This is a genomic window from Rhodococcus sp. NPDC056960 (genome assembly GCF_042674125.1).
Taxonomy (GTDB): Bacteria; Actinomycetota; Actinomycetes; order Mycobacteriales; family Mycobacteriaceae; genus Rhodococcus_F.
The window spans coordinates 1-12,876 of sequence record NZ_JBHURF010000021.1 but is presented as its reverse complement, the minus strand read 5'-3'; the positions used below and the strand labels follow the sequence as shown (position 1 = coordinate 12,876).

At 68.3% G+C, this 12,876-nt stretch carries 10 protein-coding genes and 1 pseudogene; 7 read left to right on the top strand and 4 right to left on the bottom strand.

Annotated features, from left to right (window positions below; all coding sequences use genetic code 11):
* The 3 genes from ACFTWF_RS29575 to gatB all read left to right on the top strand — a co-directional run bounded on the left by ACFTWF_RS29575 (window position 1) and on the right by gatB (window position 3,345).
* The gene (locus tag ACFTWF_RS29575; RefSeq protein ID WP_073359177.1) at window positions 1–663 is read left to right on the top strand and encodes a response regulator transcription factor; all 663 of its coding nucleotides are present in this window, start codon (window positions 1–3) and stop codon (window positions 661–663) included.
* Window positions 664–759: 96 nt separating this feature from the next.
* A complete protein-coding gene (locus ACFTWF_RS29570) occupies window positions 760–1,791 on the top strand; it encodes an ATP-dependent 6-phosphofructokinase (RefSeq protein WP_378464683.1) in 1,032 nt (343 codons plus the stop codon).
* Between the two features lie 42 nt (window positions 1,792–1,833).
* Complete coding sequence (gatB, locus tag ACFTWF_RS29565; RefSeq protein ID WP_378464682.1) at window positions 1,834–3,345, top strand: Asp-tRNA(Asn)/Glu-tRNA(Gln) amidotransferase subunit GatB; 1,512 nt, start codon at window positions 1,834–1,836, stop codon at window positions 3,343–3,345.
* 90 nt (window positions 3,346–3,435) lie between these two features.
* On the opposite strand, the gene ACFTWF_RS29560 is transcribed toward gatB, so the two are convergent.
* The gene (locus tag ACFTWF_RS29560) at window positions 3,436–4,584 is read right to left on the bottom strand and encodes a PQQ-dependent sugar dehydrogenase (RefSeq protein WP_378464681.1); all 1,149 of its coding nucleotides are present in this window, start codon (window positions 4,582–4,584) and stop codon (window positions 3,436–3,438) included.
* Window positions 4,585–4,682: 98 nt separating this feature from the next.
* Between ACFTWF_RS29560 and ACFTWF_RS29555 the strand changes: the two genes are divergently transcribed.
* Complete coding sequence (locus ACFTWF_RS29555; protein ID WP_378464826.1) at window positions 4,683–5,552, top strand: DoxX family protein; 870 nt, start codon at window positions 4,683–4,685, stop codon at window positions 5,550–5,552.
* Window positions 5,553–5,635: 83 nt separating this feature from the next.
* Here ACFTWF_RS29555 and ACFTWF_RS29550 read toward each other — a convergent pair whose 3' ends face one another.
* The 3 genes from ACFTWF_RS29550 to ACFTWF_RS29540 all read right to left on the bottom strand — a co-directional run bounded on the left by ACFTWF_RS29550 (window position 5,636) and on the right by ACFTWF_RS29540 (window position 9,887).
* Window positions 5,636–7,171 (bottom strand): amino acid permease, encoded by a 1,536-nt coding sequence (locus tag ACFTWF_RS29550; RefSeq protein ID WP_378464680.1) that lies wholly within the window; start codon window positions 7,169–7,171, stop codon window positions 5,636–5,638.
* A gap of 321 nt (window positions 7,172–7,492) precedes the next feature.
* Window positions 7,493–9,337: a dihydroxy-acid dehydratase gene (gene ilvD, locus ACFTWF_RS29545; protein WP_378464679.1), complete on the bottom strand. Its 1,845-nt coding sequence runs from the start codon at window positions 9,335–9,337 to the stop codon at window positions 7,493–7,495.
* 52 nt (window positions 9,338–9,389) lie between these two features.
* On the bottom strand, window positions 9,390–9,887 hold the full coding sequence (locus ACFTWF_RS29540) for a PH domain-containing protein (RefSeq protein WP_378464825.1): 498 nt from the start codon (window positions 9,885–9,887) through the stop codon (window positions 9,390–9,392).
* Window positions 9,888–10,154: 267 nt separating this feature from the next.
* On the opposite strand from ACFTWF_RS29540, the gene ACFTWF_RS29535 reads away from it, so the two are divergent.
* From ACFTWF_RS29535 to ACFTWF_RS29525, 3 genes and pseudogenes are all read left to right on the top strand, one after another.
* Window positions 10,155–12,098 carry an acetolactate synthase large subunit gene (locus ACFTWF_RS29535; RefSeq protein ID WP_378464678.1) on the top strand — a complete coding sequence of 648 codons (1,944 nt, stop codon included), beginning with the start codon at window positions 10,155–10,157 and terminating at the stop codon, window positions 12,096–12,098.
* On the top strand, window positions 12,095–12,598 hold the full coding sequence (ilvN, locus tag ACFTWF_RS29530; protein ID WP_015890233.1) for an acetolactate synthase small subunit: 504 nt from the start codon (window positions 12,095–12,097) through the stop codon (window positions 12,596–12,598). Before ACFTWF_RS29535 ends, ilvN begins: the two co-directional genes overlap by 4 nt.
* 50 nt (window positions 12,599–12,648) lie before the next feature.
* Window positions 12,649–12,876 (top strand): annotated as a pseudogene (locus ACFTWF_RS29525) (ketol-acid reductoisomerase); the annotation flags it as partial.

Here is a 12,876-nt window from a genome sequence, read left to right as displayed (position 1 = left end):
GTGGCCATCACCGTGTTCATTGCTGACGACCAGGCTATGGTCCGGCAGGGGTTCGGAGCCCTGCTCGCCTCACAGCCCGACATCAGCGTCATCGGTGACGCTCCGGACGGGGCAGTGGCGGTGAGCGAGGTCCGGCGCCTCCGGCCCGACGTGGTCCTGATGGACGTCCGCATGCCCGAGATGAACGGGCTCGACGCCGCGCGGGTCATCCTCTCCGCGGGCTTCGATCCGCCGGTGCGGGTGCTGATGCTGACGACGTTCGACGTCGACGACTACGTGTACGAGGCGCTGAGCATCGGGGCCAGCGGATTCATGCTCAAGGACGCCCCCGCGGAGGAACTCATCCGCGCGGTGCGGGTGGTCGCGGACGGCGAGGCGCTGCTCGCGCCGACCGTCACCCGGCGGCTGATCGCCGACGTGACCAGCCGCCGCAGCACGGCGCGCCGCAAACCGGCGGCGCTGTCGGCACTGACCCCACGCGAACGCGAGGTGCTCGAACTCATCGCGCGCGGCATGTCGAACACCGAGATCGCGGATCGACTGTTCGTCGCCGAGCAGACCGTCAAGACGCACGTCGGCAAGGTGCTGTCCAAGCTGGACCTCCGCGACCGTGCCCAGGCCGTCGTCCTGGCCTACGAGAGCGGGCTGGTCACACCCGGCTGAGACGACTGCCCGGTCCGAGGTGCTCGAACCCGCTCCGAGCGGCAAGATGTGTAGAGAGAACCACCATCACCACACGAGACGACGAGGGGTGCTTGGATGCGGATCGGAATCCTCACCGGAGGCGGCGACTGCCCCGGACTCAATGCGGTGATCAGGGCGGTGGTGCGGACCGCTGACGGGCGCTACCGCAGTTCGGTGGTGGGATTCCGGGACGGGTGGCGTGGCCTGCTCGAAGACCGCAAGACCGTGCTGTCCAACGACGACCGGATCGACCGCATCCTCACGCGGGGCGGCACGATCCTCGGCACCGCGCGGGTCAACCCCGACAAGCTCAAAGCCGGACTCGACCAGATCCGGCAGACACTCGACGACAACGGCATCGACGCTCTCATCCCGATCGGCGGCGAGGGCACACTCACCGCCGCGAGCTGGCTCGCCGAGAGCGGGGTACCCGTGATCGGCGTTCCGAAGACGATCGACAACGACATCGACTGCACGGACGTCACGTTCGGTTTCGACACCGCCCTGTCCATCGCGACGGACGCCATCGACCGCCTGCACACCACCGCCGAGTCCCACCAGCGGGTGATGCTGGTGGAAGTGATGGGCAGGCACGCGGGCTGGATCGCGTTGCACTCCGGGCTCGCGACCGGCGCGCACCTCACCCTCGTGCCCGAAGTCCCGTTCGACGTCGGCGAGGTGTGTGCCATGGTGAAGAAGCGGTTCCAGCGCGGCGACTCGCATTTCATCTGCGTGGTCGCCGAGGGCGCCACCCCGACGCCCGAGTCGATGACGCTGCGGGAAGGCGGTATCGACGAGTTCGGCCACAAACGGTTCACCGGGGTGGCGCAGCAGCTCGGCGACGAGATCGTACGCCGCATCGGCAAGGAGGTGCGCACGACCGTCCTCGGGCACGTGCAGCGGGGCGGAACTCCGACGCCCTACGACCGGGTGCTCGCCACCCGCTTCGGGGTGCACGCCACCGACGCGGTCCACCGCGGCGACTTCGGCAACATGGTCGCACTGCACGGCACGTCGATCGACCTCGTGCCCCTCACGGACGCGACCCGGCGGCTGAAGACGGTGCCGAGGGAGCGGTACGACGAGGCGGCCGCATTTTTCGGCTGACTGCGTTTTTCGGTGAACGTCCGGACGCATAAACTCTGTGGCATGACTGCTGTCGACGCTCCGGACCTCCTCGACTACGACGATGTGCTCGCCAAGTACGAGCCTGTTCTCGGCATGGAGGTGCACGTAGAGCTCGGCACCGAAACGAAGATGTTCTGCCCGTGCCCCACGGAGTTCGGCGCCGAGCCGAACACGCAGGTATGCCCGGTGTGCCTCGGCATGCCCGGGTCCCTGCCCGTGGTGAACGAGGCGGCGGTCGAGTCCGCGATCCGGATCGGACTCGCACTGAACTGTTCGATCACGCCCTGGGGCCGGTTCGCGCGGAAGAACTACTTCTACCCGGATCAGCCCAAGAACTACCAGATCTCGCAGTACGACGAGCCGATCGCCACCGACGGCTACCTCGACGTCGCCCTCGACGACGGCACCACCTGGCGCGTGGAGATCGAGCGCGCGCACATGGAGGAGGACACCGGAAAGTCGCTGCACGTCGGCGGTGCGACCGGTCGCATCCACGGTGCCAGCCACTCGCTGCTCGACTACAACCGCGCCGGGGTCCCGCTGGTGGAGATCGTCACCAAGACGATCAGCGGTGCCGGTGCCCGCGCCCCCGAGGTGGCCCGCGCGTACGTCACCGCGCTGCGCGACCTGCTGAAGTCACTGAACGTCTCCGACGTCCGCATGGACCAGGGGTCGATGCGCTGCGACGCCAACGCCTCGCTGATGCCGATCGGCGCGACCGAACTCGGCACCCGCACCGAGACGAAGAACGTCAACTCCCTCAAGAGCGTCGAGGTGGCGGTCCGGTACGAGATGCGCCGCCAGGCCGCGGTGCTGGAGGCCGGCGGTGAGGTGATCCAGGAGACCCGGCACTTCCAGGAGGCCGACGGGACGACGTCACCGGGCCGCCGCAAGGAGACCGCCGAGGACTACCGCTACTTCCCGGAGCCCGACCTCGAGCCGGTCGCTCCCAGTGCGGAATGGATCGAGGAACTGCGCGGCACCCTGCCGGAACTGCCGTGGGTGCGCCGCGCCCGGATCCAGGCCGACTGGGGTGTCTCCGACGAGGTCATGCGCGACCTCGTCAACGCGGGCGCCCTCGACCTCGTCATCGCGACCGTCGAGGCCGGCGCCGCGCCGGAAGCGGCACGGTCCTGGTGGGTGTCGTACCTGGCTCAGCAGGCCAACGCCCGTGGGGTCGAACTGGCCGAGCTGCCGATCACCCCGGCTCAGGTCGCGCAGGTGGTCGCGCTGATCGACAGCGGCAAGCTGAACAACAAGGTGGCCCGCCAGGTGGTCGACCACGTTCTCGCGGGGGAGGGCGACCCCGAGCAGGTCGTCGCGAACCACCCGGAGCTGGTCGTCGAGCGCGACGACACGAAGCTGAAGGCCGCCGTCGACGAGGCGCTGGCAGCCAACCCCGACATCGCCGAGAAGATCCGCGGCGGCAAGGTCGCGGCCGCGGGCAAGATCGTCGGCGACGTGATGAAGGCCACCCGGGGCCAGGCCGATCCGGCCCGCGTCAAGGAACTCGTCATCGAGGCCTGCGGCTGAACTTCCGCTGTACCGACGGGACGCTCGTTCGGATCAACCGAACGAGCGTCCCGTTCGTTGCGTGTGGGGCGCGGCGCCGGGCGTGGACCGTCAGTCGAATCCGCCGCCGCCGGAGGGCAGAGGCATCTTGATCACCCGGTCGTCGTTGGGTCCGGGCTGACCGGCGGTCTTGTTGACGGTGCTCACCCAGATGAGCCCGTCGGGTCCGAGGGCGGCGCCGCCGAGTTGTCCGTACCGGTCCTGCACGATGACCCCCGGGGCGGTGGTGACGGCGCCGGTGCCGGGATCGGCGGCGAGCGCCGACATGGCCTTTGCGGTGCTCAGGGACACGGCGACGACGTCGCCGGCGGCGACGCACCCGCCGACACCGGGCCGCTCCGGCCACGTCCACACCGGTGACGACACCGCGCCGTCGGCGCTGATCCGCTGCAGGCGATCTTCCAGCGGGGTGCGGTCGGTGACCCACACGGCCACTCCCGGGTCCACGCACACCCCGCCGGCGGTCCCGATGCCCGACAGCACCACTTGCGGACGGGGCTGCGCCGGTGTCGGGGCAGGCGACAGCGCCGTGACCTTCAGCAGCTTGCCAGCGAGGGACGCCGGGTCCGCGGCCGCGGCCGGGTTGCCCGCGTTGCCGGTGAGGACCATCAGTTCGTCGCCGGAGAATTCGAGTGAACCGGCGTTGCCCGTGTCGCCGCGCGGAATGCCGCCGAGGACCTCCTTCGCGGAGTCACCCGGCGCGATCCGTACCACCCGGTTGTCGGTCGGGGTGCTGACGTAGGCGTAGATCAGGTTGTCCTCGACGAAGCTCGGCGACAGCGCGATGTCGAGGAGGCCGCCGTCGGAACTGGCGTCGACGTCGACGTGTGCGATCTCCTTGGGGGTCTGTCCCTGCGCGACCTGCAGGATGCGCCCGGTCCGGCGTTCCGCGACCAGGGCGGTGGCCCCGTCGGGGAGGACGACGAGTCCGCCGGTGGTGTCGAGACAGGTGGCGATGACGCTGGGGTCCGGATCCTGGCACGGTCCCAGCGGCCCGCTCGGCGGGGGCGTGGTCGTGGTGGTCGGCGGCGGGTTCTCCGGCTCCACCTCGGCGCCCGACGCACCCGTCGGCTCTGGGGTAAAGGGTGAGGACGCGGAGTCGTCGAATTTCGCGCACCCGGCGGCGAGTACCGCCGTCACACAGAGTGCGGACATCGCCATCTTGCGGGACGCCGTGCGGCGCCGCCCACCCACCATCATGATGGAGACGTTACGGAAGAGTTCGACGTCGCCGCCACGCCGGTTCCGCCTACCAGCGTTGTCCGGCCGATCGACCTAGGCTGGACGGTGTGACTGACATGCGGAAAGACCCCAGCGACTCGTCGGACAAGGGTGCTGTGGACCAGGGCGGCTCACCCGGCTACGGCAAGGTTTCGAGCCCGTACGACCTTCCCACCGAGCGCTTTCCGTCGGCCACGCCGTCGTCCGGTTCGGCAGGCAAGGGTCTCCCGCACACCGACGACGAACTCGACCACGGCGACGCCCGCGGCGCGGGTCTTCCCACCGAACAGATTCCTGCGTACCGGGAGTCGGGAGTGTCGGACGTGTCGGATCATCCGACGCACGTGATCGGCGCCGGTTCCGGCTCGTCCCTCGCGGCCGCGTCGAGCGATTCGCGAACCGGCAGGATCGACGACGGCGACGTGAAGATCGGCCGCGGCACCCTCGACCTCGGTCTGCTGGCACTGCGGCTGGCGGTGGGTGCGACCGCGCTGGTGCACGGACTGCAGAAGCTGACGGGAATGTGGAACGGTCCGGGACTCGACGGGTTCGAGGAGGTGCTCGCGAATTCGGGGTTCCAGCAAGCGAAACTGCTCGCCATTCTGGGTGCCATCGGTGAGGTCGCGGGCGGTGCGCTGCTCATCCTCGGGCTCCTCACTCCGCTGGCGGCCGCTTCGGTGCTGGCCGTGATGATCAATGCGTGGGCGTTCCGGCAGATCGCGGAACCGGGGCTCGAGTACTTCGCGCCCGCGGGTACCGAGTACGAGACGCTCCTCGGTGTGTGCGCGGGCGTGATCATTCTCACCGGGCCGGGACGCCTCTCCCTCGATGGCCGCCGGGGCTGGGCGACGCGCCCGTTCATCGGGTCGTTCGTGGCACTGATTCTGGGCATCGCCGCCGGTGTGTGCGTGTGGATCTTCCTGAACGGCGCCAACCCTCTCATCTGACCGTTCTTCTTGCCACGTCTTCCTGCCACGACTGCGCCGCATCCCCGGATCGGGAGTGCGGCGCAGTCGTTGTTCCTGCAGGGTCAGCGCTGGGCGAGCTCGGGGATGTTCTCCTCCTCGGGCGGGCCGGCCTGTGCGGCGAGCTTTTGTCCGAGGACCGACTTGCGCCGGCCGTAGGCGAAGTAGACGACGACTCCGAGGGCCATCCACACCAGGAATCGGATCCAGGTCTCGACGGAGAGGTTCAGCATCAGCCATCCGCAGGCGAGGACGGCGAGGATGGGAACGAGCGGGACGAGCGGGACGCGAAACCCGCGGGGCAGGTCGGGGCGGGTGCGGCGCAGGATGATGACGCCGATGCAGACCAGGACGAACGCGAAGAGCGTGCCGATGTTCACCATCTCCTCGAGCGTGCCCATCGGGAAGAAGGCGGCGAGGACGGCCACGACGGCGCCGACGAACAGTGTGATGCGGACCGGGGTGCCCTTCTTGCCGGTCTTCGCGAGACCACGGGGCATCAGTCCGTCGCGGGACATGGCGAACAGGACGCGGGTCTGACCGAGCATCATCACCATCACGACGGTGGTGAGGCCGGCGAGTCCGCCGAAGTTGATGGCGGTCTGGGCCCAGGTGATGCCGTGTGCCTCGAACGCGGTCGCGAGGGTGGCGCTGCTGTCGCCGACGAGCGGGCTGCCGGTCTTGAGATCGGTGTACTTCACCATGCCGGTGAGCACGAGGGTCACGGCGACGTAGAGCACGGTGACGATCGCGAGCGAGCCGAGGATGCCGCGGGGGAGGGCCTTCTGCGGGTTCTTGGTTTCTTCGGCGGTGGTGGCGACGACGTCGAAGCCGATGAAGGCGAAGAAGACGAGGCTCGCCGCGGCGAGGAGGCCGTACCAGCCGTAGCTGCTGCCGTCCGCGCCCGAGAGGAACGAGAAGAGGCTCTGGTGCACACCGTGCGCGGCGGTCTCGGTGCTCTCGGCCGGCGGGATGTACGGGGCGTAGTTCTCCTTCTTGATGTAGAAGACGCCCACGGCGATGACGAGGAGGACCACCGCGATCTTGATGGCCGTGATGACGGCGGACACGCGCGAGGACACCTTGGTCCCGATCGCGAGCACGATGGTGATGCCGCCGACGATGATCAGCGAGCCCCAGTCGAAGTCGATGGGCCCGAGGTGGGCGGTGGTGGATCCGCTGAACCCGAGGACGTTGCCCAGATACAGCGACCAGCCCTTGGAGACGACGGCCGCGGCGAGGGCGAATTCGAGGATGAGGTCCCAGCCGATGATCCAGGCGACGAACTCGCCGAAGGTGGCGTAGGAGAACGTGTACGCACTGCCCGCGACGGGGACGGTGGAGGCGAACTCGGCGTAACAGAGGGCGGCCAGGCCGCATGCGATGGCGGCGAGGACGAAGGCGAGCGAGATGGACGGGCCGGCAACGTTGCCCGCGGTCCGGGCGGTGAGCGTGAAGATGCCGGCGCCGATCACGACGGCGACACCGAAGACGGTGAGGTCTTTCGCGGTGAGTTCCCGCCGCAGCCGGGTGTCGGGTTCGTCGGTGTCCGCTATCGATTGCTCAACGGATTTCGTTCGCCATATGCCGACTCCGGGCATGTGTCGCTCCTTGGTTGTGTTCCCGACGGCCTCGTGGGCCGGAGATGTTCCGGTGGGCTGCCGATTGTGATGTAGGTCTCAACGGCCAACTGAGGGAACCACTACTGAGCGCGATGTGCAAGAAGCGACGGCCCAACTGATCAAATCGATCAGTAGAACGTGTTCTGGGGTGTTTTCGTTTGAGCGAGTTGATCACCCGTGAGGGTGGTCACATCCGGACCGAACGGGTGGCCCCACCGACGACGGAAGCCGGGTGCCGCGGCAGGAATCCTCCTGCTGCGGCACCCGGCTTCGTGTCTGCTCGGTGCGCCTGCCAACGCGTCAGGGAACGTGCCGGACCGCGCCCTTGTCGGCCGACGTGGCCAGGGCGGCGTACGCGCGCAGGGCCGTGGTGACGGTGCGTTCGCGGTTCACCGGCTGCCACGGACGCTCGGACGACTCCATCTTCGCCCGGCGCTCGGCGAGCACCGCGTCGTCGACGAGGAGCTTCAGGCTGCGGGTCGCGATGTCGATGAGGATCTGGTCGCCGTCCTCCACCAGGCCGATGGCGCCGCCGCTGGCGGCTTCGGGAGAGATGTGGCCGATGGACAGCCCCGAGGAACCGCCGGAGAAGCGCCCGTCGGTGATCAGCGCGCACTTCTTCCCGAGGCCGGAGCCCTTGAGGAATGCGGTGGGGTGCAGCATCTCCTGCATGCCGGGGCCGCCCGCAGGGCCCTCGTAGCGCACGACGAGAACCTCACCGGGCTGGATCTTCTTGCCGAGGATCACCGACACCGCCTCCTCCTGCGACTCCACCACACGTGCGGGTCCCTGGAAGTGGAACAGGTCTTCGTCGATGCCCGCCGTCTTGATGACCGCGCCGTCGACGGCGATGTTGCCCCGCAGCACCGCCAGGCCGCCCTCGACCGTGTGCTTGTGCTCGAAGTCGCGGATGCAGCCGTTCGCGGCGTCCGTGTCGAGCGACGACCACCGGTTGTTGGTCGAGAACGGCTCGGTGGTGCGGACGCCGCCGGGCGCGGCGTGGAAGAGCTCGACCGCGTCGTCGGATGCCTTGCCGGACCGGATGTCCCACGTGTCGAGCCACTCGTCGAAGCTCTTCGTGTGCACGGTGGAGACATCGCTCTCGAGCAGTCCCGCCCGGCGCAGTTCGCCGAGGATCGCGGGAATTCCGCCTGCTCGGTGCACGTCCTCCATGTGGTAGTCCGAGTTCGGCGAGACCTTCGACAGGCACGGCACCTTGCGGCTGATCTCGTCGATCTTGTCGAGGTCGAAGTCGTAGACCTCGCCCTCCTGTGCCGCCGCGAGCGTGTGCAGCACCGTGTTGGTGGAACCGCCCATCGCGACGTCCAGCGCCATCGCGTTGCGGAACGCGGCGGGCGTCGCGATGTTGCGGGGGAGGACGGAGTCGTCCTCGTCCCGGTAGTACCGCAGGGCGGCCTCGACGACGGTGGTGCCCGCGCGGGTGAACAGCGCGCGACGGGCCTCGTGGGTGGCGAGGGTGGAGCCGTTGCCGGGCAATGCCAGGCCGAGGGCCTCGGTGAGGCAGTTCATCGAGTTCGCGGTGAACATGCCCGAGCACGATCCGCACGTCGGGCACGCGCTGCGCTCGACCTCGGACAGTCCTTCGTCGTCGACCTGGTCGTTGGCGCTCGCCGAGATCGCCGTGATGAGGTCGGTCGGCGCCTGCGCGACGCCGTTCACCACCACGGCCTTGCCCGCCTCCATCGGCCCACCCGACACGAACACGGTGGGAACGTTCAAACGCAGTGCGGCATTGAGCATTCCGGGCGTGATCTTGTCGCAATTGGAGATGCAGACGAGCGCGTCGGCGGTGTGCGCGTTGACCATGTACTCGACGGAGTCGGCGATGATCTCGCGGCTGGGAAGGGAATACAGCATGCCGCCGTGCCCCATCGCGATGCCGTCGTCGACGGCGATCGTGTGGAACTCGCGAGGTACACCACCGGCGGCGCGGACGGCGTCGGCGACGATGTCGCCGACGTTCTTCAGGTGGACGTGCCCGGGAACGAACTGCGTGTACGAGTTCGCGATCGCGACGATCGGCTTCCCGAAGTCGGAGTCGGTCATTCCGGTGGCGCGCCACAGGGCGCGGGCGCCTGCGGCATTTCGTCCTGCGGTGGTGGTTCGGGACCTCAGCGGGGGCATGAGCGTATTCCTTAGTCAGCGTACGGAAGTACTGACAAACGCTACTCGCGCGCTATTCCCCGTCTGTGGCGGGCCGGTCCTTCGCCGGGTGCTCGCCGTCCGGTTCGGTCGCGGTGTGGTGGGCCGCTTCCTCCGTTGCGGCGTCCGCCGCGTAGGGGTCGGTGATCCGGCCGCCGCTCGCCTCGGCGATGTCCGGCAGCCGGTCGAACGTGACGACCGGGAGGGTGACCTCGCCGCCGTCCGCCAGCGTCGCCCGGGCCCACCCGCGCCGGGGGAAGCGGAATCCGGTGATCTCGGACCAGGCGAGGGACCGGCCGCCGAACAGCCGGCGCACCTCGATCCCATCGGATGTGACCGTGGTGCGCACCCGCGCGACCCAGGCCACCGCGACGATCGGCGCGATCACGAGCCAGCCGAAGGCGGCGGGCCAGCCGAAGATGGGGAACGACACGGCGAACAGGAGGAAGGCGCATCCCAGGTAGGCCAGGGGAGAAATCCGGATGACCTGCTTGGGTGGGTTCGTCGTGTGGGATGATGATTCCGGTGGCACGGGCTGCTGCGAAGTTGACACCTCTACATCTTCGCACCGCAGCCGACGTATCTCATATTCTGGGACGGCCGACTCACCAAGTTGACTGTTCACCATTAGCGCGCCTACCGTCGAGCGCGTGAAACAGAATGAGTTGCTCGTAATCGGCCGGCGCGTCGTCGCCTGAGTCGATTCCTTCAACTCGCCAGATAACGACGCGCCACCCTCGTACAGCATGAGCTGACGGGGGTTTTTTGTTGCCCGGAGCCAGAATCAGAGGATTTCCCAGTGAGCGCACCAACCGCACGGCCTCAACCCACGCCGCGCAAGTCGGGGGCAGCAAGCCCGACGACCGCGGCCGCCGCGACGCAGACCGGTAGCCGCCGCCAACTCGCCCCCGAGCGGGTCAGTGGCGCCCAGTCCGTGGTCCGAGCCCTCGAGGAGCTCGAGGTCGACACGGTATTCGGCATTCCGGGTGGTGCCGTTCTGCCTGTCTACGATCCGCTCTTCGACTCGAAGCGGGTCCGGCACGTGCTCGTCCGCCACGAGCAGGGTGCAGGCCACGCCGCCACCGGGTACGCCCAGGCGACCGGCAAGGTCGGCGTCTGCATGGCGACGTCGGGCCCCGGTGCGACCAACCTCGTGACCCCGCTCGCCGACGCGCAGATGGACTCCGTTCCGGTCGTCGCCATCACCGGCCAGGTCGGCCGCGGGCTCATCGGCACCGACGCGTTCCAGGAAGCCGACATCTCCGGCATCACCATGCCGATCACCAAGCACAACTTCCTCATCACCGAGGGCGTCGACATCCCCCGGATCATCGCGGAGGCCTTCTACCTCGCCTCCAGCGGTCGTCCCGGCGCCGTGCTCGTCGACATCCCGAAGGACGTTCTCCAGGCGCAGACCACGTTCTCGTGGCCGCCGGAGATGCGGCTGCCCGGATACCGCCCGGTCACCAAGCCGCACGGCAAGCAGGTCCGCGAGGCCGCGCGCCTGATCGCCGACGCGAAGCACCCGGTGCTCTACGTCGGTGGTGGCGTCATCAAGTCGGAGTCGTCGCCGGAACTGCTGGAACTGGCCGAGCTCACCGGCATTCCGGTGGTCACCACCCTCATGGCGCGCGGCGCGTTCCCGGACAGTCACACGCTGAACTGCGGCATGCCCGGCATGCACGGCACCGTCGCCGCGGTGGCCGCATTGCAGCGCAGCGATCTCCTGATCACCCTCGGTGCGCGGTTCGACGACCGCGTCACCGGTCAGCTCGACTCGTTCGCCCCCGAGGCGAAGGTCATCCACGCCGACATCGACCCGGCGGAGATCGGCAAGAACCGGTACGCGGACGTCCCGATCGTGGGCGACTGCAAGGAGGTCATCGTCGAACTGATCGAGGCGATCAGGGCCGACCTGGCCACCGGAACCACGCTGGACCTCACGGAGTGGTGGGCGTACCTCGACGGAATCCGGCGCACCTACCCGCTCAGCTACGACCGCCCCTCGGACGGCGCGCTGTCCCCGGAGTACGTGATCCAGGCGGTCGGCAAGCTCGCCGGCCCCGACGCGATCTACTGCGCCGGCGTCGGTCAGCACCAGATGTGGGCGGCCCAGTTCGTCAACTACGAGAAGCCGCGCACGTGGCTGAACTCGGGCGGTCTCGGCACGATGGGTTACGCCGTGCCCGCCGCGATGGGCGCCAAGATGGGTATGCCCGACACCGAGGTGTGGGCCATCGACGGTGACGGCTGCTTCCAGATGACCAATCAGGAACTCGCCACCTGCGCGCTGGAGGGCATCCCGATCAAGGTTGCGCTCATCAACAACGGCAACCTCGGCATGGTGCGTCAGTGGCAGACGCTGTTCTACGACGAGCGCTACTCGAACACCAACCTCGGCACCCACGGCGCGGTCCGCATCCCGGACTTCGTGAAGCTCGCAGAGGCGTTGGGGTGCCACGGCATTCGCGTCGAGCGTGAAGAAGACGTCGAGGCGGCCATCCGTGAGGCGCAGTCCATCAACGACAAGCCGGTCGTGATCGACTTCATCGTCGGCGCCGACGCCCAGGTGTGGCCGATGGTCGCCGCGGGCACGAGCAACGACGAGATCATGGCGGCACGGGGCATCCGTCCGCTGTTCGACGACGACGAGGCGGCCGCCGAGCCGGCCGTCATCCACGAGGCCATGGAGCGCGAGCAGCGTTCGGGCACGGCCGCAGCGGCCGGGGAGGAAGATCAGTGAGCACCAGCCACACCCTCAGTGTTCTCGTCGAGGACAAGCCGGGCGTGCTGGCCAGGGTGGCCGCGCTGTTCTCCCGTCGCGGGTTCAACATCGAGTCGCTCGCCGTCGGTGGTACCGAGCTTCCCGAGATCTCGCGCATGACCATCGTCGTGACCGTCGACGAGTTCCCGCTCGAGCAGGTGACCAAGCAGCTCAACAAGCTCGTCAACGTCATCAAGATCGTCGAGCAGGACGGTGAGGCCTCCGTCGCCCGCGAGTTGGTGCTCATCAAGGTGCGAGCCGACGCCAGCGTGCGCACGCAGGTGATCGAGACGGTGAATCTGTTCCGCGCCAAGGTGATCGACGTCTCCCCGGAGTCGGTCACGATCGAGGCGACTGGAACGCGATCCAAGCTGGATGCGCTGCTGCGGATGCTCGATCCGTACGGCATCCGGGAGATCGTGCAGTCCGGGGTCGTGGCCGTGGGACGGGGGCCGAAGTCCATCACGGCCACTCGCTAGTACTTTAGTTACGCACATTCCAAGAAAGAGGTTGAACTGTGGCAGTCGAGATGTTCTACGACGACGATGCCGATCTGTCGATCATCCAGGGCCGTAAGGTCGCTGTGATCGGGTACGGAAGCCAGGGCCACGCGCACTCGCTGAGCCTGCGCGATTCGGGCGTCGATGTGCGCATCGGCCTCAAGGAGGGCTCGAAGTCCCGCGCGAAGGCCGAGGAGCAGGGCCTGACCGTCGGTACCCCCGCCGAGGTTTCCGCGTGGGCCGACCTGATCATGGTG